The following is a 24,625-nucleotide window of genomic DNA, read 5'->3' as shown; positions in this document are numbered from 1 at the left end:
TACCCTGTAGGTTTCACCGTATATGCCCTACCGCGCTCCCGGGTCGCAGCGTTGGCTGGCTTCGAGGAACGTGACGGCAACTGGTTGGTTCATGGCCGGATGGGCGTGGAGTCAGACGCGAGATCTGTTCAGGGCGAAACGTGGTCGGCGGTTGTCGGCGACCCGCTAATTGGCTCCTACTTCAAGAACGGCGGAAACGCCGGCGTCGAGCCAACCCTTCGCGCTCTTATCTATGCGAATGACGGCCGCACAGCGGTGCTTCATGCGTGCTGTGTCCAACCGTCAAGATCGGGCGAAGCGCTTCCCGTTGAGCGCCTTCTCGAGTCACTGCGCTTCTCCGCCTTCACACCCACACCACGGCCATAGCCGCCTAACACCTCATTGCACCGGACTCGGCGTCAGTCGCTGGCGCTCCTTCCTTCTCGCCGGTGAACTCGATATCGTTAGGCGTCCGAACTCCCTTGCACCCTCATGGACTTCTTCGCCGATCACGACGACCAGATCGTCCTGCTTGACTTCATCCTCGCGGGGACTGACGTCCGCGTACTCGAACACTCCTCGCGGCCCGATTCCGATCTTCGCGAGTTCACGTCCTCTTCCCAGGTCGATCAGGCCTTTCACCTTGGCCTCGACCCGCACGGCAACGCGAGAGTGTTGGCTCGCCTTATCACTGGCTACCTAGCGGCCTGACCGCGGACGCCTAACACCTCATTGCAGCGGACTCGGCGTCAGTCGCTGCGCTCCTTCCTTCTCGCCGCTGAACTCGATATCGTTAGGCGTGCAAAGGGTAAACTCTAGCGTGTGCCTGAGATCAGCCGCTTCCTCGGCATCGTCATCGCGATTCTCTATCGCGAACACGACCCGCCTCATTTCCACGCCACCTATGGCGAGTATGGAATTACGGTCGGCATCCTGCTCGAGGACTGGAACCTCGCGCGCCAACACGAACGCCTCAAGCCCATCCCTCCGCTGGAGTAGTCGTCATGTTTCGTGTTCTCGAAGTGCGTTACGTTGCCGGCTACACGCTTTGGCTTCGTTTCAGCTATGGCACGGCTGGAGAAATCGATCTCTCTAGCGAACTCTGGGGCCCAGTGTTCGAGCCCCTCCGTGATGTCGAGCAGTTCAAGAGAGTCCAAGTCAACCCGGAGCTTCACACCATTTCCTGGCCCAACGGCGCCGATCTTGCCCCAGAGTTCCTCCATTCCCAGGTACGAGTGCACGCCTAACACCTCATTGCAGCGGACTCAGAGGGAGTAGAATCGTGCGCCGTAAAGTCATGACAGCGCTTCTCGAAAAGGCCCTCGCAGAAATCTCAAAGCTCCCTCCTCCCCAGCAGGAGGAAGTGGCTTCGTGGCTGCTCGCCGAGCTCGAGGATGAGGCGCGCTGGACCGAGTCCTTCTCTCGTTCCAGCTCCACGCTCGAGCGGCTCGCTGATGCGGCGCTCGCCGAGCATCGCTCCGGCCACACTCAGGAACTCGACCCGAAGCCCCGGTGAGGTCGCGTACTACCGCCGCCTTCCGTAAGGCACTCGAGGGGTTTGGAACATCCGTCGTCAGGCTGGGGCGAAGGCCGCGGGGATCACGATGAACGTGCTGTTGTGGGTCTTGCAGATCCTCGCCGCGCTTCTGTACGGAGCGTCGGGCGTCATGAAGGTCTTCATGTTCGACAAGGTAAGCCACGACGTCCCATCCTTTGGCGCGTTGCCGCGAAGAGTCTGGATGGCCCTGGGCATCCTGGAGCTCGTCTGCACGGTCGGCCTCATCGTCCCCGCCGCGTTCCATTGGCAGCCGTCGCTGACGATCCTGGCTGCCACGGTCTTAGCTTTCGAGAGCCTCGTGTTCGTCGCGGTGCACGTCAAGTACCGCGAGGTGGCGCCCATGGTCTTCAGTGGCGTTCTGGGCTTCCTCATGGCGTTCATCGCGTACGGCCGGAAGGTTCTGAATCCGATATTCTGACCGCCGTGCTTCCAAGTAGGCACCAGGATGAAAAAGCACTACGACTTCACTCGCGGCGTTCGGGGTGAGTATCAGAAGGCGCGCACATCAGCGACTGCTGGCGACATGGATCGATTCGTCATCTGCATCGACCACGGCGGCTACGCGGCTTCTCTCGAGATCGGCAAGGTCTATCGAGTTCACACCGCGCCGACGTCGAGTCCAACCGGCTACGCATTGGTCGTGGACGAATCCGGAGAGCCCTACGCGTACCCGAAAAGCTGCTTCCGTTCGATACGTCTGTCAGCCGAGACGCGCCGGCGCCTACTCTCTCCTCCCGCAGAGTCTCCACGCCGATCTTCGAAGGCGCTAGCTGCATCGGCCTCCTGTACCGCGTCATCGCTCGTGGTGGCACTTGCAGACGGTCGGACGATTACAGCCCCTCTCGCATGGTTCCCGCGGCTTCAATCGGCACTGCCCCGGCAACGGGCGGCCTGGACGCTACTGGGCGCCGGAGAGGGCATCCGATGGGAAGCGCTCGATGAAGACGTCAGCGTGGCGCGCCTCCTGGACGCGCGCATGCAGTTCCCCACGCAGGCCTCCGCCACGACCGGCCTAGCCACAAGACCCTCGCGACGTCGTGCGAAGAAGTTTCACCGGCTGGTGATCCGCGCTTCCCGCGCCGATGGCGAGATCTGGCTGGATGACGGACTCGGGAGCCTCGTCCAGCGAGCGGTTGGGGTGCTGAAGTCCGATGTCCGCGCCGGCGACTACGTTGTTGCGTTTTCCCGGAGAGGGAAGACCTATCGGGTCGCCACGCCCCGCACTTCACACAAGCAGAGATCGAGTCCGAGCTGCCTTGCGCCAGGCCCGTGTTTTCGCCGGATTCCAAGGGCAACACGACATGAGGAAGAACTCAAAGAAGAAGCGACGCGCCTGCGGGTTGTGCAAGCCGCACAAGGCTGGCCTTCAGCGGCGATGGAGCGCACGGGAGTACGACCAACGCACGCGAGCGGCTGAAGACATCCGTGCGGCAGTTGCGGACGTCACGCCATCGTGACGGAGCTGGCCGTTCGGAGCTTAGATTGCCCGAGCACGTGTTCGCGCGACGCAATCCGCCCGTCGTCGCCGCGGCGCAAGCGTAGGCGCAAAGGCACGATAGGGGGAGACCCATCTCCCCCGCCGAACTAACTGCTCTTTCGTTCCTCGGCGGACGCCTTCTCGAGGCGTTCCTTGCAGTCCTTGCAGACGAACGCGTTAAGCCTCTCGAGGAACTTCCACTCGTCGGACTTCTCCGATTCGCAGAAGAAGCACCTGCGGCGGACGCGCGTCACCGCGGTCTCGTCGAAGGGCACAGGGTCGTCCGTGGCAGCCATCCAGCAACATTTTGAGGCACGGAGCGCTGCAGTTCAATTCCCTTTGGGATCAAGGAGCCCACCGTCTCATGGATAATTGCGAGCTGACCCTCATCACCCCGAGACTGGGCCCGCCCGATGACGAATTCCACCCCACCCGTCGACGACCTCCGGTCGGGCGTCCTGATCGCGCCCGGCGAGAAGCCGCTCAGCGACGCGATCGCCGAGACGCTGAGGGCTCCCGTCGCCGAGCGCGCGGCTCTCCTCGAGAGGCGCACGAAGGAGATCGAGGCGTTCATCGCCGCGACGGCCCCGGACCACCCGTGGACGTGCACGGTCTATCGCGGCACGGACGGATCGCACGTCTTCCGCGGCGGCGTGGGGCACTCGCTCGTCATCGACCCGCAGGGCCGCCTCTGGCGCGCCCGCAGCTACGAGGACTTCGAGACGACGTACGACCTCGGTCCGAACACCTGCACGATCGCGACGCTGACGCCGCTCTATCACCAGATGCGCGAGTACGTGCCGCGGGCGGCGGCGCCGTCGTGACGGAGGCGGTCGATCAGAGCTTCGATTCGCCCGAGCGCGTGTTCAAGCGCTGCGATCACTGTAGCTGCAAGACTTGACCCCCGCGACCCCGGAAGGGGAATCCCCTCTCATAGACTCCACGGATGTTCCTTGCCCTGAGAGTCAATCCACTTACGGTTATCCAACAGTCTCCATCCGTCTTGTGTTCGCTCTACCGTATAGACGAATCTCTTCATCAACGGCCCCTCACTGCCGGTAACCACACGTACCGTCTTCCCTAGCTCGGTGGCTTCGATAATGACCTCGGTTTGCGGGTTGTAGCCGGGCGGTGTGGAGTACGCAAGCCCGCGTCGAGCCTCTACCTTGCTGCAATACCTTAGAAAGATCTCTCCCAATGCAGCTCGGGCCTGCTCTTGAGCCTCCCTAAGCCGAGCTGGGTCCGCCTCGCTGGGGGACATCCGCGCGCGCGCGAACAGCTTCGCTGAGACCGTCTCCCAGTCACACATCTCCACAAAGAACCCATGCAAGAACTCTCCAAGACTCGCCCGACTCTCCGAGTCATAGCCTGCCCTCGCGACAGCATCACGGGAATGTCCGATTGAAAACGGTCATCGTATCGGGGTCAGGTCTCAATTTTCTATTCTCACTCCCTCACCGCCTTCTCGATCCTGTCACGGAGCGAAGCGGTGAGGGTTTCGGTGTCCCCGGCGGCCGCCAGCGCCGAAGCCTGCGCGACTCCCACTCCAAGCGCCTTTCCGATTCCGTCCAGCGGCACCATCCCGAAGCTCTTGAGAGCCCAGGCCGTAAGACGCCGCTCTCGAATGAGAACTCGCGGCCTCCGCTTCATCTCCTCGAGCCCGCTTCCAAGGACTTTTGCCACGGCCGTCGCCGCCACAAGGGGATCTACCTCGAGCGGTTCCACCTGACGGCGAGGGATCCCCTTCGCCATTGGGCGTGCCTTCAGGCGCTGCCGCACCTCCTCGAGGAATTCGTCTCCGCCCAGGTAGACCTGTGCTCGCACGGCCTGCCATGGCGACTCGGCTGCGCCGACGCCCTCCGCGACGAACTTCCGGTAGCGCCGCACGGCCTGCGACGTCTCGCGACCGAAGTTGCGGAGCGTCCAGCGGGTTTCGAGCCATTCAGGCGCGGGTTCTTCTGCCGAGGTCGCCCGGTAGCTGCTCCATTTCCAGTCCCGAGCGGATCGCACCAGACCCGCTCGCACGGGGTTCAGCACGACGTATCGACACAGCTCGAGGAGATGGGCCTCCTTTTCCACGAGGATCGCCTTGAAACGACCCTGAAGAAGGTGCCCGGCGCGGCGGTGGCGGCGATTGAAGGCCTGGGTGTAGATGCCGTTCAGTTGGCGCATCCCGCGCGAGAGTGTCGGGGCGGGCGTTTCGAGCAGAAGGTGGTAGTGGTTGCCCATCAGCACGTATGCATGCAGCCGCCACTGAAAGAGCGTCACCGTCCGAGCGAGAATTGAGATGAATCTCTCGCAATCCGCCTGGCCGCGGAACAGTTCTTTCCGCTCATTACCGCGCGAAGTCACGTGCCAGACGGCGCCGGCATGCTCGAGTCGGAGTGGGCGAGTCATTGACGAAGATTATAATAGAAAATCGAGACCTGACCCCAATCCACTCCCAATCCACTCCGTGCCCAGGGAAGGGCCGGGGAAGGGCCCACGGGCACGCGCGCTGCTGAGCGCCCGGCTCCTCCACCACTTCCGCCGGAGCGCCGCGGGGCGCGAGATCGTCCACTTATCATCGCTTCGACTTCGGCAGCTCGGTGCGTATCTTGGTCTTCAAGAAACGAAAATACTTTGGATCTTCACCGTCGAAAAGCTCCTCGCCCCCTCCCATGTAGGCCCGCGTGAGCTCGTCAGCCGCTCGAGCACTCTCCCCGAGTTCGTACACGCTCTCACCGAGCCGTAGATGCACGAAGGGATTTCCAAGCGTTTTCGGAAACTCCAGCGCCTCCTTGAGCGCACTTGCTGCAGCGGCGTAGTCGCCCTTTAGGAAATGGGTATCGCCGATGGCTGTCATCAGCCAACCACCGGCATCCCACCGCTGAATCGGCTTCGGTAGGAGCTTGAGCGCTTGCCGAAATAGCGCCAGGCTCTTCTCGTAGTCCCCGGCCTCACTCGCCGCGTTCCCCTGTTCACTGAGGCGCGTCACTTCCGAGTGAATCCGATCGTCCAGCGTGTCGCTCATTCCTCAGACTCGCCGGGCAGAGGTGCCGGAGGCCGATAGCGTTCGCGCGTTTGTCCGCCGCGCGCCCGGTTGGGCCCGCTCGGCTCCAGCTCATAGTTGTTCGGATCGCGCATCCACTGGCGCACTTCTGGTGCGCGCGGCCCGTACCTGTAGCCCTCCCGATTCCACCAGGTCACCGCACCTTCGATATGGCTCATGTCCGTCTGCTCGATCGGCACCCACGCGCCATCGGACCCTTGAATCTCCATACCACCGCTCGGCCCGGTCCTCACGCGGCCTGCGGCCGCCATCCTCTCAAGCACTTCCTGCCCAGTAGCACTGCCCTTTCCTGGCGTGTCACCCATGTAGTGCCGCCGCTTCGGCATTTCGCCCGGGGGCCTCAACGCCTGCTGCTGCTCGACCATCCGCGGGCCCGCATTCACGACATGAGGCGACGCGAAGATCGCAATCTGGTTCGGCACAACGTTCGTCCAGAAGACCCACTTATAGGCCGACCGATTCCCTTCCTCGATTTGCTCCTCGGTCGGCTGGGGCCGGTACTTCGTGATCTTTCGCGGGTCCCAGAACGACATGGGGACGTCGTCGGACCTGATTGCTTGCCCATCGGCCGCATCCCAGACCGCATTGATATAGGTGTCCCTCATGGCCGTCACGTCAGCCAAACCGTGTTCGTACTCGCTCTGAGAGATCTTCGCCCCACGGAAGGTTCCAGCCCTTGCGTATTCGCCGCGAAGCTCGCGGTTCAACTCATTCAGCTGCCGGATGTAGTCCTTGTCGGCCTGGTTCAATGCCCTGAGCCCTAACGGATCCGTCTTCTCGTGTGGCCTTCCACCGACGAAGCCGTAGAGGTTCGGGGAGTCGCGGTCTTCCATGGGATCCTGGGAGAGCCAAACCCCGTTCCTCGCGTCATAGACGCGATTCGGCGTGAGCAGGAACCCCAGTACCGGATCCGTGTACTGCCCTTGGAACCCCATCGGCTGGCCGCCGGGGAAGAGGCCGTTGGCGTCGTTCGAGAAGGCCTCGAGGCTGTCGTACTCGACTGCGAACGTCCTCACGTATTCGTAGCTGCTCGCGCCGATGTCGCCCGGTGCGATGACCGGCGGCGTTTGCGGGAGTTCGAGGACTTTCGGGTCAGCCAGCGTTCTGCCAAGAACGTCCTTCAGAGCTGCCGTCGTCCGGATTCGGTAGCTCGTCGCGAACGCAAACCCATTCAGCGGCAGAACGTCGACGTCGCTGTTCGCCGCATCGGGGGCCCTGCCCAGCGCGACATCCCCTGCGCCGAGTGTCGTCCACGTGCCATTCGTTTCTTTTCTTTCTAAGAGAATCCCTCCGAACGTCCCCGCATCGACGTCGATCCCGAAGCTCAGCCGGACGCCGCCGGGCAGCGTCCCCGTCGCCGTCTGCGTCTTCGTCGCAGCACTCGCGTCCTTGACGCTCGTGATCCCGAACCCGTAGCTCCCCTTCCGAAGCTCCGGCCCTGTCTCGGCGTGCGCGTTGCCGTACGGGGTGTAGAGGTAGCGGATGGGGATGGACGGGTGCGTCGGGTCGCTGGCTTCGTCCGCCAGCGCGAGGACGGTGCCCTGCTCGTCTCTTATGTAAGCGTAGAGGCGGTCGGTGACGAGGTTCTGGGCGGCGTCGTAGGTCTCGACCCTGACCTGGACGTGGTCGTGGAGGTCGGCGCCGGGGACGTAGGTCTTTCTCCAGCGGATGGCGCCGTCCTGGGCCTTGGCGACTTCCGCGAGGAGGGTGTTGCCGTCGAAGAGGTACTCGCGGGTTTCGATGAAGGGGCGCTTGCTGTCGTCGGTCTCGCCGGACGGGAGAACTCCGAGGTGGGTGCGCGTGAGGAGGCGCGAGAGGGCGTCGTACGAGAAGACGAGCTTGTGGCCGGCCTGGGCCGGCCGCGTGAAGCCCGCCGCGCAGGCGGGACCCTGCGATTCGCCGTGCTCGATGGGCCAGCAGTCCATGACGACGGCCGTTGCGATCTTGCCGTCGTAGTGCCAGGTGAAGGTGAATCGGTCGTCGCCCGTGCGGCGCTTGAGCGCGTCGTAGAGGAAGAAGGACTTGGGTCCCGCGTCGAGCTGGCGCGAGTCGGGCCGGCCGTCGCCGCCGGTTTCGTAGCCGACGCTGCGGCCATCGACCTCGCGGGTTTTCCTTCTGGAGCTGGTCGGCCGAGCCGTACTCGTATTTGAAGCGCTCGAAGGCGGCGATGGCGGCCGCCGCGTCGGCGCCCGTGACGCTGCCCGGCCCGGCGTACGCCGTCGTGAGGCGCTTGGACGCGTCGAGCCCGTAGGCGTAGCCGAGGTTCGAGAGCAGGGACCCGGCCAGGAGGCCCGCAAGCCCCACGCCCGTCACCCTGCGGCCGAGCTTCGTGCCGTCTCCCGTGATGGAGGAATTGTAGCCATACGCGAACTGGCCCCACGGGGCCGAGCCCGGCGCGAGGGGATCGCCGAACGGCAGGAGGTTCTTCGCGCCCGGGTCCGTGCCGACCGTGAGCGTGCCGAGCTTCCACTTCGCGGCGCCGGGCACGGAGCCGTCCGGTCCGCCCGGGCCGCCGACGTACCCGAAGCGGTGCGCGGCGTGGAGCGGGCCGTTGGACGTGACTCCGAGGACGCGGTCGTCGCCCACCCATGCCCACGAAGCGCCGAGGAGGGACGGCGCGACGCCGCCGGGCGGCGGCGCGTCGCCGGTGCCGGTGACCGATGCGAGGCGATGCGTGACGGGCTCGAACGCGCGGGTGTAGCCGAACGGGCGCGCGGCGCCAACGCCGAGCGGCAGCCCCAGCGACGTGACGCCGCCGAGAAGGTCGTAGTCGCGCGTGAGCGCGGGGCGCGAGCCGACGGTCTCGGAGTGCGGTCGCCCCGCGAAGTCGTACGCGCCCGGGACGACGGCGGCCGACGGGTCGACGTCGATTCCGTTCGGCATGAGGCGGGACGCGCCCCGCATCCGCGAGGCGGCATCCCACGCGTAGAGAGCGCCGCCGGGCACGGAAGACCCGCCGTTCACAGTCGTCTTCGTCAGGCGGTTCGCGTCGTCGTACTCGAACTTCGCGGTGGATCCGTCGCTCAGCGACACGGTCTTCGCCATGTCGTCCGGGTAGTACTCCTTTACCGTGAGCGTCGGGCCGTCCGTCCGGGCGAAGGTCCTGAGCAGGCCGGCGTAACTCCCCCCGGGCGCGTAGTAGTCGTATGTCGACTGGAACGACGCGCCGCCCGCATCCGTCTTCTTCGCCGTCAATCGCCCGTCGTGGTCGTACCCGAGGCCGGTCGCACCCTGGCCGGCGGGACGAATCAGCTGGACGAGCGCTCCCCGCGAGTCCCAGCGAAGCTGCGTCGCCGAGGCACCGTCGGTGGTTTCGACGGGGCGGCCCTCTTCGTCGAAGCGCGCGGTCCGGAGTGTGCCGTCGTCGCGCAGGTCCTCGACGACGCGCCCCAGCGTGTCGTGCTTCAGGGTGCTGATCACCGTCGGCACCGCGGCCTTCGAAGGGTCCACGGCGACGCCGTACGTCAGGGACTTCGGCCACGCGGTCGCGGCGCTCCCGTAGCCGAGCGTGAGCCCGTTCACGGCGTCGCCGACGAAGGCGGGCCGGTCAGTGCCATCTTCGAACCTCATCTCGAGGTCCTTGCGGTCGTCCGACTTCTGCAGCGTGAGCCGCCCCTCGGCGTCGAGCTCGCGCGTCATGAGGAGCGAGGTGCCCGCCGTCACCCGGCGCTCGAGGTTCTTCAGCGCACCCCAGCTCGTCACCTCGGCGGAGGGAATCTCCGAGAGGACGGCTCCGAGGCCGTCCGCGAGCTTCGCCGTCTTGAGGCCCCCCGCGTTGTCGAACGTGCGCGTGACGATGCCGCCCGTGGGCAGAGTCTCGCCGGCCAGCCGTCCGAACGAGTCGTAACTGCCGTTCCACGTGCCCTTGTCCCCGTCGAAGACGTACGTCGGCCGGCCCATTTCGTCGTACCCGAACTGGCGCGCGCCCGAGCCGTCCGGCGTGACCTCGGCGAGCCGCCCCGCGCTCTCGAACCGGTAGGTCGTCGTCGTCCCCTGGTCGGTCGAGACGGACTTGAGGAACCCGCTCGTCACGTCGTACGTGAACTTCGTCGTCGACGTGGCGTCCGGCGCCGCGAACGGCGTGGCGCTGGCAACGTGGTCGCGCTTGATCTCCGTGACCTGATCGCGGTCGTTGTACTCCCACGTCGTCGTCACGTTTCCGGCGTTGAGCTGGGTGCGGATCTCCTTCTTGAGGCGGCCGGCCGTGTCGAAGCCCCGGAAGACCTCGCCCGGCGCTTCCTGCTCGCCTCCCCTGCCGAAGTCCTCGTGCACGGGCCGGTCCCACTCGTCGTAGTCGATCTTCGTGACCGCGCCCGACGACTCGCGAATCTCGGTCGGGTTGCCGCGCTCGTCCCTCTCGAACGTGGCGCCGGCGTACTTGCCGGAGGGCTTGTCTCCCTTGACGACCTCGAGCGGGAACCCTCCGCCCTTGACGCCGAGCGCGTCGTCGAGGTAGGTCGTCTCCCCCTTCGTGCCCGCGCCGCCCTCGTAGGTCTTCGGCCGGCCGAAGTCGTCGAACGTCGTCGAGCTCTTCAGCCCATCGCTCGTCTTCGAGTCGACCTTGAGCCCCGCCGCCGGCACGCCCGGCGTGATCGTGCGGCCCTCGGGGTCGGTGATCTTCTCGACGAGCCCGTCGCCCTGGTACTCGAACCCGCGCGTGATCGAGCCGTCCGGGTCTTTCCCGATCTCGGTGACGGACGGGATCCGGTAGGCGAGGCGCTGAGGCCCGGCCGGCGGAGGCGCGTAATCCATCTTCGTCCCGTCCGCGCGCGTCGCGAAAGAGATGCGGCCATCGTCGCGATAGAGGTACGACTCGCTGAGATCGGCGAGCGCGGGCGCTCCGCCCTTGCTCACCTCGACGCCCTTGCGGAGGACGTTGGCGACGTGGCCCTTGTCGTCGAGCGTGTACGTCGTCCGGAGGCCGCTCGGGTCGAGCACCTCGACCGACTTCGCGGGCTCCGCGGTCGCGGGCGTCGCCGTGAGCTTCCACGTCACGGTCGTCGCCTTGCCCGCGAGGACCGGGCTCGCGCGCCCCGACGCCAGGTCGTACGTGAACCGGATCCGCTCGGACGTCTCGCCGGGGAGCGTGAAGGTCTCGAGCTTTCCGCCCCAGAGCGGGCCGTGGAGCGGCGGCGCCGTGTTCGCGTTCGTGGAGGCCCCGTACCCGTAGCGGATCACCGGATCGCCGGGCACGATGCCAAGCTCCGGCGGGATCTTCGTGACCTTCGGCAGCGTGACCTTCGAGAGCCGCCGCCGGTCGTACTCGAAGGTGACCGTCCGCGCGGGAGAGGAGAAGTCTTCGATCTTCTTCAGGAGCCCGGCGTTCGCAGGATCCGCGGAGTCGAAGTACGTCAGCCGGTAGACGCGCCCCATCTCGTCCTGCACGCGCACGAGGTCGCCCGCGGGCGTGTAGTAGAGGCGGACGCTGCTGCCCTTCTTGTCGGGCTCTTCCTGCGCGTGACGGTCCGAGATCATCGTGAGGCGCCCGGCCGGGTCGAAGCGCAGCGTGTCGTTGTTGCGGCCGACGAGGCGGAAGGTCCCATCCGTCACCTTGTCGAGCCGCATGTAGAGGCCCTTCGGCGTGCAGTACGTCTCCCCGCCGTCGCGCGCGGTGCCGGCCGGGCAGAAGTCGCTCGGAGGGGTTGTCGAGGAATCGACCGGCTTGCCCGGGTCCACGAAGCGCCATACCTGACCGGCGCCGTCGTGGTAGTCGACGTACGACGAGCTGCCGCCGGGGACGGGCGGAATGAGAGCGGTCTCCCTGAGGTGCGCGAAGAGGGAAGCGTTCCAGCCGGCGGCGCCGAGCGGGCCGTAGCCGGCGACGCCGGACCGGTACGTGCGGTCCAGCGCGAAGCCGAGCGACCGGGCCGCCGCCGAGAAGTCGCGCGTCTCGACGACGCCCTCTCCGGACGTGAGGCGGACGCTGGCCCCCGCTTCCGCCGTCCAGACGGCGGGGTTCTGCGCCGGCTCGGCGAGCGCGATCTGCGTGACAGACGGGACCTCGTCGGCGAAGCCGCTCACGCGGACGTAACCCGAGGGCGGCGGGTAGTTCGTGCCGTTGAAGTACAGGATGGCGGCACGCGTCGCCAGCTCGTCGGGCGAGCCCGGCTTCGGCGAGAGGAACGCCCGGACGTACGGGCCGCCGGCGAGGAGCTCGACGACGCTCGTGTCGCTCGCGTCCTGCGGGAGCGTGGGCGGGCGGTCGCAGCGCCGGCATTGGTGGCGTTCGTCCGGCGGGTTGCCGGACTTCACCTCGAGTGCCTGATACGGCTTCCAGTAGGCGAACCGCGCGCGCGGGTCCGCGACGAGGACTACCGTCTCGTCCGATTCGTAGAGGTCGTAGGGGTTCGACGTCGGGCCGTCGGGGCTCGTGATGTCCGCACCCGAGTACCCCTTCCCGATCCGCCGCAGCGTCACCCACACGTCGCGGTCCGGCCAGCCGGATTCCGCCGCATGCGCGCCGCCGTCGCACGGCTCGGTGCCGCCGCACGGCGGGACGAGGGCGCCGAGGTCTTCCTGCGCGAGGAGGCGCTTGTCGGGCAGCCCCCGAAGGCTCTGGACCTTCGCGTTGAGCGTCGCGCCCAACGCGCGACCCGCCGCCGAGCCCGGCAGCGCGACGCGCACCTTGAACGCCGCCGTGCGGCAGTTCGCGCCCAGCGCGCGGTCGAGGTCGGAGCAGGTCTCGTCCGCCGGCGTGTCCCTCTCATCGAACGGGGAGAGGCGCAGCGGAACGCCGAGCGGGTCCAGCTTCGTGACGAGCTGGCGAACGCTCGGAGCGAGCGTTCCCGGCGCCGGCGCCGCGGTGTCCTTGCGGAACACGCCCGCGAACGTGATCGACGGCGCGTCGAAGGGCATCACGAACGCGCCTTCCTCGGTCACGACGCCGCCGCTGCCGTCCGGCGCCTTCCGGTAGCCCCACGTGTAGACGAGGCCCGCGCCGGTCTCGTCGAGACCGATGTGGTTCGTGTCCCACGGCACGTAGAGCGTCGCGAGCAGGCGCGGGTCGACGGCCTGCCCCGAGGCCGGCGGGAAGACGCCGGCGGGAGTGGGGCCGCCGTTCGCACGCGCGAGATCCCACACGTCCACGATCGAGTTGCCGTTCCTGTCCTGGCCGCCCGCAAAGAGAAGGCCGCGCGCGACGTCCGCCTGGAGCCGGTAGACGGAGTGCCCCTCGACCCAGTACCGGCCGATCGGATCGCCGTTCGCGAGAGGGCCGAGCGAGATCGAGAGGATGCCCGCAACGCCCATCGACACGAAGAGCAGGTCGCCGGTCGTCTTCACGGGCTTGAGCGCCGGCCCGTTGAAGGCCGCGCCCGTCCCGACGCGGATGCCGAGGTCCGTCCACGCGGCGTCGCGCGCGTAGGCGATCGCGCGGTACGCCGGACGGAGGCCGGCCGGCGCGCGCTCGCCGAGGCACGTTGCCCCGTCGGGCGTCTGCCAGAACTGCAGCGGCACCTTCGAGGGGATCGAGAGGTCGCCCGGCGTGGTGAGCTTTGCGCTCTCGTGGACGACACCGAAGTGCGTGAGGACCGAGTAGACGTTTACGTTGACGGGCCCGGGCAGAGCCACGAGGGCGGGCGTGTTGGAGAGACCATTCAGAGTCGGCACGCCCTGCGCCGTGCCGGCGCTATTCGGCGCCGGGCAAACGCCGTACAGCGCGACGTCCTCGCCTTCGTACTTCCCGACGCGCCGGTTGCACTGGCTCTTGTTCGCCTGCGCCGCGACGGGCCCCGGGTTGCGGTACATCCGGTTCAGGTCGAGGACCGAGATGCCGCTGCCGACGATCGAGAGGTAGCCGAGCGCGACGACGTTGTAGCGGATGCGCAGCCGGTCCCCAAGCCGGCCGCGGATGCGGATCCTGCGGGTCCCGTCGCCCGTGCCGCCCGGCGGCCAGGGGTTCTCGACGTCTGCCGACCACGTCTGCCCCGTCGAGAGGTTGTCGACCGAGACTCGCTGGTACCGGTCCCAGGGCTGCTCGCCGCACACCGAAGCCCGGTTCGCGCGGTGGTCGGCCGGCGTCGAGCCGTAGCCCATCGTGTAGACCCTGACGTCGAATTCGTAGAAGCCGTGGTCCGACGGGAGACCCTTGAAGGAGTCGGGCGCGTTCAGCTGCTCCGGGCGCTCGTAGAGCTCGCGCAGCTCGTACGAGCCGGCGGATGGCTCGGCGTCGTCACGCACGACGACTTCCATCGACGACGGCGTTCCCGCCGGCAGGCTTCCGACGAGCGCAAGGTAGTCCCCGCCGAGCAGCGTGCCGATCGCACCTGCCGCGAAGGCCGTGCGGACGCCGCCGTCGACGCTCGTGAAGTAGCCGGGGTCCGTAAAGAGCGGCGTCGTGGGAGCCGGAGCCTTACGTTCGCGGACGTCCTCGATCCTCACCGTCCGGACCGCCCAGCTCGAGCCGAACTGGACGTTGTAGAAGAGGCGGCCGTGCCCGTCCGTCGCGAACGCCCTCAGCGCATCGGCTTTCGCGTTCGTCGCGGCCCCGGTCGCGTCCACGTTCACGAGGGACGCCCACGTCGCCGGGTTCTTCGGGTCGGACACGTCCACGGCGACGAGGCGCCCGGTGGCCGAGCCGACCAGCAGCAGGTTGCCGAACTTCAGAAGGTCGCGGGCGGAGTTCGTGTCGCCCAGCGCGGACGTGACGATCTTGCCGAACGGATCGCCGGTGCGGCGCGTCGCGAAGAAGAACGACGAAGGCGCGCCGAGCGGATAGGCGATGCCCTTCGGGGCGGACTTCACGCCCACGAGATCCAGACGGTACTGGCGGCCCTCGGCGAGGCGACCCGGAAGGTGGACGACGATCTGCGCGCCTGCCAGCGCAAGATCGGCGGTGGCCGCGACCTTCACGCTCGCCCCCGGGCAGGACGGGGCGGAGCCGGAGAGAACTCGCGCCACGTCGCCGCAGTCCCAGAGAGCGACGAGGTCAGCGGCGTTGCCGGTCGGGTTGTCGATTCGGCGCGAGAACGTGAGCGTGAGCTCGCTGACTCCGGCCGGGTCGAGCTCGCCCGGCGAGACGTACACGAACATGTCGTCGGCGGGCCGGGCGGCGATCGGCCCCGTCGCGAACGCGCCGCCCGAGACGAATACTCGAGCCGAGACCGTGCCGCTCGGCGTCTTGGCGGCGGCCTGCGTGAAGTCGAGGAAGTCGACGGAGGTCCCGTCCGCGAACGCGAACCCCGGCACGCCGGCGAGGGACGCCGTGCGGTCGGAGCCGACGCGCGCTTCCATTTCGAGCGCGAGGCGCAGCGTGTCGATCCCCCGGGTGGCGTCGACGGGAGGCGCGGTGAAGCGCAGGACGCGGATCGGACTCGCGTCCACGAGGATGGGCGGCGTGTCCGGACCGGCGTCGAGCGTGCCGAGGTTCGTGAGGCCGCCCGAGCCCGCGGGACTCGCGTAGTCCTGGCGCGCGAGGATCCAGCCCGTCGCCACGTCACGCTTGATCACCGAGAGCGCCTGACCCGGGTAAGCCGGCAGCACGTACCGCCCGCTCCAGTCGTTCGCGAGCGCCTGGAAGACGAAGGAGTCGGCAATCGCGTTGTAAAGAATGAAGAGCGTCCCCGAGACGACCGCGCCCGTGACTCCCATGAGAGGCAGCGTCGTTCCGAAGACGAACGCGACGGAGCCGCGAGCCGTCATCTCGGCGGCAATCGTTCGCAGGAGCTTCCGCGAGATGAGGGCCGTTCGCCCGGCCGCCGCGCTCGAACCCGGGGTCGCGCCCGCCGTCAGCGCCGGGTCCTCCGGCTGATCCGCCTCGAGCGTCGAGATGAGCTTGCCGCCCTTGCCGTCGTCCACGAGGCGGCCGACGTCGAGGATCTTGAGCTTCCTTCCCCACGGAAGATCGATGGGCGTGCCCGCGAAGACGAGGCCGCCGACGGGCGAGGCCGTCGTCACGGGGATCCGGAGGCGCAGCGTCTCCTTCGCGGTGCCGTCGAAGTCGACGTTGAGGACGGCGCCCATCTCGAGGCCGGGGTTCAGCGCGACGTTGAGCGAGTCCAGCGGCTGCTTCGTGACCTTGACGAGCGTGGGCACGTCGAATGCGCCTGCGGGCGCTGTGACTTCGACGCCCTCCGAAGTCGTGAAGACGGCGTCTTCGCCCGGGTTCGCCACGAAGCCCTTGCCGTCGGGCGTCGCGAACGGGCCGAGCTTGAACGTCGCTGCTTCGGCGCCGGTCGGGTCGATGACGTGCAGCCAGACCTTGCTCGAGATCGTGACGCTGACGGTGGGCGGGCAGCCGGCGTTAACCGTGAAGCCGCCGTTCGCGTTCGCGGGCTGCGTGACCTTCGACGGGCAGACCGGGCCCTCGACGTCGGCCCACACGGACCACGGCGGCGTTCCGCCCGTGACGAGCGGGAGCGCGCCGTCGGCGCCGAGGATCTGGGCGACGCCGTTCACAGGGACGAGCAGCCGGATCTTCTCGGGATGAATGGCCCCGCCCGTGACGAACTGCGTGGACGTCCCGAAGCTCCAGTCCACGGGCAGCGCGCCGCCGTACAGCGTGCCGGCCGCGTCGCGGACGCCGCCCGTGAAGCGCGCCGCAATGCGCTTGCCGGGCGGGAGCGGTCGCGCGGGCGTGAAGACGACGGTCGTCCTGTCGGGCGAGAGCACGGTCGTTCCGTTGAAGACGAGGCCGGTCGGCGCGCCCGTCGCGTCGGCGAGAGAGACGGAGAGCGTCGCCGCCGTGACGCTGGCGGGATCCAGCGCCGCGCTGAACGCGATCGACACGGTCGAGCCGACGGGCTGGTCCGTCGCCCCGTTCAGGGGTTGCAGCGCGCGGATCGTCGGCGGCACCGGCGTGAGGACGAGGTCGAGCGTGGCGACCTGGCCCTTCACGAGCGACGGCACCTGCCCGGAGCCCGAGACGCCGAGCGTGGGGTGAAGCGCGTTCAGCGTGGGCGCGCCCGCGGGCGCGGGCACCGCGTAGACGCCGCCGGGCACGGAGAGGTTCGCCGTGCCGAGGCCCGCCGCCGTGACGCGCGAGCCCGCGATGCCCGCGCCGTTCGGCGACGTGACGCGGCCGGTCACGAATCCGACGGGCGCATTCGCGTGGAGATAGAGGAAGACGCCCTCCCCCGCGACGCCGGGGAACGGCAGCGGCGAGCCCGAGGCCTCGGGCGCCGCGACGAGCTTCGCGGGCACGGCGCCCGCCGCGGGCGGAGCGTGACGCGCGAGACGGCGTTCGCGAACGCACCGCGGCCGTCGTCGGGCGCGTCGACAAAGACGGCGAGGACGTAGCGCGGGTCGTCGGCCGCGTCGGCGGGGAGGCCCGAAGGCGCGTTCAGCTTCAGCGTGGCCGCGCGCGCGAGCGTCGCACCCGAGAGGCTGACGCGCACGCCCGCGACGGTCGTGTAACCCGCGACAGGCGGCAGGAGCGCCAGCTCGGAGGCGGTGAGCTTCCGCGCGGAGACGAAGGTCTTCTGCGCGAGGCCGCTCTCGGGCACGACGAGCTCGACGCCGTCCGCCGTCGTCACCGAGCCGCCCGCCGGGCCGAGCACCTGCCCGCGCTCGAGCTGGTCCGTGAACGGGAAGAGGCGGACGTTCTCGTAGCCCGTGTCGAGGAGGACCTGCGCGGCGCGCGGGCTGGGTGACACGCGGAACGTGAGCGCGCCCGCCGCGCCGGAGGCCGTGCCGCCGAGATCGGCCGCGGAGAGCGGCGGATGGTAGAGGACGAGGTCGGCTGTGAACGGCGCCTCGTGCAGGAGCTCGCCCCGCCGCCGAGAGGATGAGCTTCTCGTCGAGGTAGCCCTGCACCGCGAGGCCGCTGGGCCACGGCGTCGTCCCGTCGGAAGACCGCGCGACGACGCGCGCGGTGGCGCGGCCGGTGGGCGAGACGATGAGCGGGTCGAGCGCGATGGTCGCCGTAAGCGTCGGCACCGTCGAGGGCAGGTCACGCCCACGAGCGGCGCGTCGAGGCTGACGGGCAGGACCGGCGGCCGCGTCGCGGGGTTCGCGTCCGGCGCGATGATCGCGACGGAGCCGGGGCCCGCGAGCGTGACGCGCGCGATCGGGGTTCGCGCCGCTGCCCGCGACGAACACCGGGAGCGGCAGCGCGAGCCAGGCGCCGGCGACGACGTCGTACCGCGCGGCGAAGAGGTCGGACGGATTGATGCCCGCGGGGAGCGGAAGCGTGAGCGTGACGGCGCCGGCCGCGAACGGCGTGCCCGCGCCCTCGGGCAGCGCGTCGTCGCCCGCGCCGTTCGGAATCAGGCGCAGCTCGGCAGCGGCGAGCGGCGTGAAGCCGAGCGGCAGCGGCTCGGGCAGGCCCTGGCCCGCGAGCGGCGTCAGGCGGACGCCGAGGTTCGTCGCGGACGCCAGCGCGTTCGCCGCGAAGTCCACCGTCGCGTTGGAGCCCGCGGGGCCCGCGAACGAGCCGCCGCTGCCCGGAACGAGGAGTGACGGCGCCTGGGCCGCGAGAGGAGTCAGGCGGCTGCCGAACGGCACCGCGCCGACGGCGGGCTCGAGCGCGAGGCGCCGCACCGACCGCGTGTAGCCCGTGCGCGAGAGGACGAGCGCGTAACGGCCGGCGGGGATGTCGCCCGTGAGGCTGAAGCGCCCGCGGCCGTCGGTCACGGTGCTCGCGACCGGCGCCGTGACCTGCGCGGGAAGCGCGGCGCCCGGCAGCACGGCGCCCGATGCATAGAGCTTGACGTCCGCCGACGAGAGCGGCCTGCCGGACTCCTCGTCCAGCACGGCCCCGGAGAGGAAGCCGCCCGAGGGATCTCCCCCGCCGCCCACGAAGAACACCGTCGCGTACGGAGCCGCCATGGCGTTGCCGGACGCGTCGGAGGCGGGCGGACCAACGGAGAGGCGCACGGAAAGGCCCGCCCACCAGGCGGCGGGCCCGCTGCCGAGGTCGAGTGTGGCCGTCAGCCCGTCGGTCGAGAGCGACAGCGCCGCCGCCTGCGGCGCGTTCGTCGCGTCGTCGGCCTTGGACGCGGTGACCGCACTGCCCGCACCGCCGACGGTCAGCGACGTGAGCTTCATCGCCTCCGTGAACGCGACCGTCAGCTTCCCCGTGCCGCGGTCGAATGCGGCCCCGGCGACGGACGGCGCGCTGCAGTCCACGCGGAAGAGAGCCGCGGCTTCCGGTCCGGGCGATCCGCCCGAATCGATCACGGCGGCGTGCACGGCGTGCCAGCCGTTGCCCGAGAGCGGGATCGTGACTGCGAAGCGGCCCCCGGCGTCGGCGTTGCCGGTGAAAGAAAGGCTGGCGTCGCGCACGCGGACTGCGGCGTTCGGCGCGGCCGTGCCGGACACGACGACCTGCGTCGCACAGACGACGGGCGGCAGCGCGTCGAGCACCGGCGCGGCCCCCGTCCCGACGGCAGCCACCGTGAACCGCACTTCCCTCGCGGCCGCGAGCGGATGCCCGGCGAGGTCGGTGATGCCGGTCCCCGCGCGGAACTTGTACGCCTCGCCGCGCACCATTGCGGCGCCCGGCGCGAAAGCGACGGCGCTGCCCGCGACCGTGAATGTGCCGACGGCCCTGTCGCCCGTCGCCACGCGCGTCAGCGTGAGGCCGTCCGCGGCCGAGAGCGACGACGGGCGGATCGCCTCGCTGAAGAGGACGAGCGGGATCTCGTTCGCGTCGACCTGCTTCGCCGCGTCGGCGGGCTGCATGTCGACGACCGTGGGCGCCGTCGTGTCCTTGAAGAGGAGGCGCTTGTCGTTGGCAAACGCGCCCGAGGGCTCCTCGACGCGCGCGATGACGCCGAACGGGCCTTCCGCCGACGGCACGGTGACCTGCGCGCTGAAAGTCGCGTGCCGACGCCCATCGGCCGCCGCCGCGTCCCACGCGAGTCCGTCGAGCCCGCCGCCGTTGATCGAGACGATTGCGCCGTCCTTCGCCCAGGCCTCGCCGGAGGCCGTGAACGAAGGCGGAGAGGCTTCGCTGAACCGGGCGCCGTCCACGGGCGGACCGAGGACGAGCGCGGGCGCGGCCGGGTCGTAGATCACCTTGACCGTGGCCGTGCCGGCTTGGGCAAGCGTGTCCGTGGCGGTCGCGGTGACGTTCTGCGGCGCGCCGGGCGAAGCCGTGACCAGCGGCACGCCGCCCGCGAAGAACGAGCCCGTGTCGGGGTCCACGGTCGCGGTGACGGAGCCCGCACCCGTCGCCACGACGACCGAGGCCAGGTTCGGCTCGCTCGTGAGATCCACGACGCCCGAGACGTTCAGGACAGCGGCACCCGCGCCAGGCTTGCCCACGTGCGCGCCGTCGGGAGGCGACGTGATGGCGATCTTCGGCGCCGCCGAGTCGCGAAAGACGACGACGCGATCCTCGCCGCCGCGGCCGGCGGCGTCCACGGCGCGCGCCGCGAGGACGTTCGGGCCCTCGACGAGCGGCAGCGGGCCCGCCGAGAACGCGCCGGATGCGACCGGCGCTTTCACGCCGTTCACCGTGACGGACGCCCCGGGATCGGAGACCGTGCCCGTCACGGCAACCGTCGCGCCCGCCTGGCGCGCGCCGCCGGCGGGCTGGACGATGCGCACGACGGGGCCCGCGCCGTCCTGGAGGCGCGTGATCTTCAGGTTCGTCGTCGAGACGGCGCCCGCGCGATCCGTGCACGCGATCGCGAGCGTGTTCTCGCCCACGGCCGCGAGCGGCACGTCGCCCGCCGCGAACGTCCCGTCCGCGAGCTGCGTGGCGAACGTCTGGCCGCCGGACGTGACCGTGACGGACGCCGCATCGCCGCTGCGTCCCTTGAGCGTCACCTTCGGGGCCGCGACGATCGCGCCGTCGCCCGGGTCGAGCGCCGACACCGCGCAGCCGCCCGAAGCGAGGACGAAGCTGCGGTCGGCGCGGCTCTCGTTGCCCGCGGCGTCGCGCGCGACGACCGAGAGGACGTAGCCGCCCGCCTGCGCGATCGCGAGGTCCGTGACCGCCGCCGTGGCGCCCTTGTCGGCGCCGTTCAGCCGGATCGTGGGGATCGGAAGGGGCGCCGCGTCGTCGGAGATCGCGACGCGGAGCGTGAACGGGCGCGCGAAGCTCGCGCCTTCGGCGAGCGGCTGGCCGTCGGCGGCGAGAGAAATGCCGGGCGCCGTCGTGTCGGTCGTGACCGTGACCGACGCCGTGCCCGTGCGGCCGAGAGCGTCCGTGGCCGAGGCCGTGAGCGTGTTCGCGCCGGTCTGAAGGGGAACGTCCTTGGCGCGGAATGTCCCGAGCGCGTCGAGCGCGAGCGTCTGGCCCGCGACGGTAACCGTGCCGTTCGCGGTGGCGGACGGGCCGCCGACGACGGCGCCCGCCACGTCGATCTTCTTCCTGTTCGTCCGCGCGCCGCTGGAGGGCTCGAGGATCGTGATCTGCGGCCCCGAGGCACGCACGGTGACCTGGCGCGTCGCCGACGCGGTGCGGCTGGCCGAGTCCGCCGCGATCGCGACGATCTCGCTCGGGACGTCGGAAGGCAGGACGAGATCGGGCAGCGACCACGTGGCTCCGGTCAGCGTCGCCGCGCGGCCGTTCACTGTCACGGACGTGACGGAGGCGCTGGCCGTGCCGGTCACGGCCACGGTCGGCCCGGGCAGGACCGCGCGGTCGGCAGGCGCGGTGATGTCCACCGCGGGCCCCGGCGTGAGGTCCACCTTGAAGGACGCGTTCGCGGAGGACGAGTGGCCGAGCGCGTCCGTGGCGGTTGCGGAGAGCGTGTAGTCGCCGGAAACGGAAATCGACGTACCAGAAAGGAAAGAGACCCCGTTGAGAGTGGCCAGGACCGTGGCCGAGGGGTCGTTCGAGCGCACGACCGGCGCGACCGACCGGAAGAAGCGTGCGCCTGCACCCAGCGGCGCGCCCGACTCGAGGATCTCGACGGACGGCGCGAGAGACTTCACGCTGAAAGAGCGCGAGAACGTCGCGCGGTTGCCGGCCTTGTCGACGAGGACGATCGAGGCGGTGTTGGCGCCTTCCTTCGAAGAGAAGGGCGACAGCGAGAAGGCTCCGCCGGACGTCGCCGCAGCAGCTCCGTTGACGGTGGCCGAGGCGAGATCCGGATCCGACGTGCCGGATACCGACGCGACCGGCGCGCCGAGCGACGCTCCGTCGGCCGGCACGAACGTGAGGAGCCGCGGCGGCGTGACGTCGATCGTGAAGAGCGCGTGCGCGGACACGGAATGACCCGCGCAATCCGTCGCGGTCGCCGAAAGGAGGTGCGTGCCCTCGGCGGAGATCGGCGCGCCGGCCCACGGCGCACCGTCCAGCGTGACGACAGGTGCGGGCGGCGCGGAGCCGGGGCCGTCCGAAACGGCGACGCGCGGCGAGAGCGCGCGCCCGAAGAGCACCGGCGTCTCGCCGGGAGAGGCCGCCGCGCCCGGCCCGGCCCCAGGCATTGTTCCGCCGTCGAGGAGCAGCGCGAGCGAGGGCGTCGAAGCCTTGATGCGGAACGAACGCAGGACGCGCACGTCGTGCCCGAGCGCGTCGGTCGTCGAGGCGGTGAGCGTGGCGATGCCGTCGGCGGAGCCGAGGTCGACGGCGGGCACGGTCCACGTCGTGCCCGCGGCGTCGAGCGTGGCCGTGAACGTCTGCACCGCGGCGCCGGCGGTCTGGACGGTGAGCGTCACCACCGGCCGCGCGGCCCCGCGCCCGTACACGCGGCCCGAAACCGCAACCGGGACGCCGGGCGCGCGGCAGGCTGCGGAGGCCGCGGCGGGAGCGTCCATCGTGAGGACGGGCGGCGTCGAATCGAGCCGGTACTCCACGGCAGCCGACTCGCCGCGGTGGCCGAACGTGTCGACCGCGACGGCCTTGATCTGCTGCGTGCCCTCGACCAACGGGACGTTCGTCGCAACCCATTTCCCGCCCGAGACGCTCGCCGGCACGCCGGAGACCGTGACGGAGAGGAGGTGCGGCTCGACGACCGTGCCCGTGACCGTGACGAAGGCCGAGCCCGTGAGCGGATCGGCCGGAGCGTCGATCGAGACGACGGGCGCGAGCGTGTCCACCGTGACGCCGACGGCCGCCGAGGCCCCGGCGTTCCCGGCGGCGTCGGCCGCGCGCGCGACGAGCGCCGTGTCGCCCTCGGCCAGAGTCAGCGTCGCGGTGAACTGCCCGCTCGCAACGGCCGCCGCGACGCCGTTCACGGTCACGCCCGCCAGGTGCGGGTCGGAGGCGGTGCCCGTGACGGTGACGCCGGACGCCGCGAGCAGCGCGTTCGGCGCGGGCGACGTGATCGCCACAGTCGGCGCCTGCGTGTCGCGGTTCACCGTGGCGGTGTTCGAATCCGCCACGTGGCTGAGGGTGTCCGAGGCGCGCGCGCGGAGAGCGTTGTCGCCCTCGACCAGCGGCACCGCCGTCGCCGTGAAGCGCCCTCCCGACACGACTGCAGCGACGCCGTTGACCGTCACGCCCGCGAGATGCGGATCCGAAACCGTGCCCGAGACGGCGAGGGACGTGAGGCTCGTGAGCGCGGGCAGCCCGGCGGTCTCGAGCACGACGGCCGGCGGCAGCGTGTCGAGCGTGACGACGACGGCCGCGGACGAGAACGTGCGCGCCGACGCGTCCACGGCCTCGGCGACGACGCGGTTGTCGCCCTCGGCGAGAGGCACGCCCACGGCCGTGAAGGACGTGCCCGTGAGGGTCGCGGCGATCCCCGCCACCTTGACGCCGGCGAGGCCCGGCACGTCGGCAACGCCCGACACGGTCGTCGTCGCGGTTCCCGTCAGCACTCCGGACGCGGGGCTCGTGATCCTCACGTTCGGCGACCCGGCGTCGAGCGAGACGGAGATCTCCGCCGACCGGCCCGAGCGCCCGGCGACGTCCCGCGCGACGGCGACGAGCGTCGAGGAGCCCGGCGGAAGCGAGACGGTGGCCGTGAAGCGGTTGCCCGAGATCGCCGCGACGACGCCGTTGACGGTGACGTCGACGAGGTTCGCCTCGACGAACGTGCCCGTGACGGAGATCGGCGAGGCGCCGAAGACCGAGCCGGGCGCCGGGCTGTCGATCGCAAGGGAGGGCGCCGCAGAGTCGACGACGAAAGCCGACACGGCCGTCGAGCTGGCACAGGCGTTCGACGCCACGACGGTGACCGTCGCGACTCCGTCGGGCCCGAAGTCGACGCCGTCCGCCTGGAACGTGCCGCCGGAGACGGCGGCGGGGACGCCGTTCACGGTGACCGTCGAAGCGGAGCCGCACGTTCCCGCGACCGGGCCCGTGCGCGAGGCGACGACCGAGCCGTTCGCGGGAATCCGGATCGCCACGCTCGGAGCGCCCGTGCAGAGAGAACGCCGAAGGCTTGCCGTCAGGCCGGCGGCGTTCGTGACGTCCGCCCGGACCTCGAGCGTCCGCGTCGCGTCCACCGTCACGTCGAAGGAGCCGTCGGCGGCGACGGGCGTGGCGACGCCGTTCACGACGAGGGCCGTCACCGCCGTCTCGGGGTCCCGCGCGCTGCCGCGCACGCGAACGGCGGAAAGCGAGACCGCCGCGTCCTCAACCGGCTCGGCGAGGTCGACGACGGGAGGCGTGTCGTCCACGGCGCGGATCGCGACCGACGCTTCACGCACGACGACCGAGTCCGCGAACACGGAACCGACGAGCCGGCTGCCCGTGGCGAACGTGGCCGTCGCGCCCGGC

The 24,625-nt window shown here is 69.8% G+C and carries 13 protein-coding genes (1 of these 13 cut by a window edge); 6 read left to right on the top strand and 7 right to left on the bottom strand.

Features of this window, described 5'->3' with window-relative positions; all coding sequences use genetic code 11:
- Positions 1-378 precede the first annotated feature (378 nt).
- Positions 379-639, bottom strand: a complete 261-nt coding sequence (locus tag IPL89_16890; GenBank protein ID MBK9064843.1) for a hypothetical protein — start codon at positions 637-639, stop codon at positions 379-381.
- A gap of 162 nt (positions 640-801) precedes the next feature.
- Here IPL89_16890 and IPL89_16885 point away from each other — a divergent pair, with 162 nt between their 5' ends.
- The 5 genes from IPL89_16885 to IPL89_16865 all read left to right on the top strand — a co-directional run bounded on the left by IPL89_16885 (position 802) and on the right by IPL89_16865 (position 2,954).
- On the top strand, positions 802-978 hold the full coding sequence (locus tag IPL89_16885) for a DUF4160 domain-containing protein (GenBank protein MBK9064842.1): 177 nt from the start codon (positions 802-804) through the stop codon (positions 976-978).
- A gap of 5 nt (positions 979-983) precedes the next feature.
- Positions 984-1,226 carry a DUF2442 domain-containing protein gene (locus tag IPL89_16880; protein ID MBK9064841.1) on the top strand — a complete coding sequence of 81 codons (243 nt, stop codon included), beginning with the start codon at positions 984-986 and terminating at the stop codon, positions 1,224-1,226.
- Between the two features lie 50 nt (positions 1,227-1,276).
- The gene (locus IPL89_16875) at positions 1,277-1,495 is read left to right on the top strand and encodes a hypothetical protein (protein ID MBK9064840.1); all 219 of its coding nucleotides are present in this window, start codon (positions 1,277-1,279) and stop codon (positions 1,493-1,495) included.
- Between the two features lie 88 nt (positions 1,496-1,583).
- The gene (locus IPL89_16870; GenBank protein MBK9064839.1) at positions 1,584-1,955 is read left to right on the top strand and encodes a DoxX family protein; all 372 of its coding nucleotides are present in this window, start codon (positions 1,584-1,586) and stop codon (positions 1,953-1,955) included.
- Positions 1,956-2,060: 105 nt separating this feature from the next.
- Positions 2,061-2,954: a DUF2442 domain-containing protein gene (locus IPL89_16865; protein MBK9064838.1), complete on the top strand. Its 894-nt coding sequence runs from the start codon at positions 2,061-2,063 to the stop codon at positions 2,952-2,954.
- Positions 2,955-3,121: 167 nt separating this feature from the next.
- On the opposite strand, the gene IPL89_16860 is transcribed toward IPL89_16865, so the two are convergent.
- Entirely contained in the window at positions 3,122-3,310 is a 189-nt protein-coding gene (locus IPL89_16860; protein ID MBK9064837.1) for a hypothetical protein, read from the bottom strand.
- Between the two features lie 117 nt (positions 3,311-3,427).
- Between IPL89_16860 and IPL89_16855 the strand changes: the two genes are divergently transcribed.
- Positions 3,428-3,838 (top strand): hypothetical protein, encoded by a 411-nt coding sequence (locus tag IPL89_16855; protein MBK9064836.1) that lies wholly within the window; start codon positions 3,428-3,430, stop codon positions 3,836-3,838.
- Between the two features lie 107 nt (positions 3,839-3,945).
- On the opposite strand, the gene IPL89_16850 is transcribed toward IPL89_16855, so the two are convergent.
- The 5 genes from IPL89_16850 to IPL89_16830 all read right to left on the bottom strand — a co-directional run.
- Positions 3,946-4,323 carry a hypothetical protein gene (locus tag IPL89_16850; protein MBK9064835.1) on the bottom strand — a complete coding sequence of 126 codons (378 nt, stop codon included), beginning with the start codon at positions 4,321-4,323 and terminating at the stop codon, positions 3,946-3,948.
- Positions 4,324-4,460: 137 nt separating this feature from the next.
- Positions 4,461-5,411, bottom strand: a complete 951-nt coding sequence (locus IPL89_16845) for a transposase (GenBank protein ID MBK9064834.1) — start codon at positions 5,409-5,411, stop codon at positions 4,461-4,463.
- A 166-nt stretch (positions 5,412-5,577) separates the two neighbouring features.
- Entirely contained in the window at positions 5,578-6,027 is a 450-nt protein-coding gene (locus IPL89_16840) for a tetratricopeptide repeat protein (protein MBK9064833.1), read from the bottom strand.
- Complete coding sequence (locus IPL89_16835) at positions 6,024-7,082, bottom strand: hypothetical protein (GenBank protein MBK9064832.1); 1,059 nt, start codon at positions 7,080-7,082, stop codon at positions 6,024-6,026. The genes IPL89_16840 and IPL89_16835 overlap by 4 nt, the downstream gene beginning before the upstream one ends.
- A gap of 76 nt (positions 7,083-7,158) precedes the next feature.
- Positions 7,159-24,625, bottom strand: partial view of an Ig-like domain-containing protein gene (locus IPL89_16830; protein MBK9064831.1) — the 3' portion only. 695 nt of this gene lie beyond the right edge of the window; 17,467 of the gene's 18,162 nt are visible here — the last part of the coding sequence; the start codon falls outside the window, past its right edge; its stop codon occupies positions 7,159-7,161.

The organism is Acidobacteriota bacterium (assembly GCA_016716715.1).
Classification (GTDB): Bacteria; Acidobacteriota; Thermoanaerobaculia; order UBA5066; family UBA5066; genus Fen-183.
The sequence above is the reverse complement of the archived record's forward strand: the minus strand, read 5'-3'. Positions and strand labels throughout refer to the sequence as shown.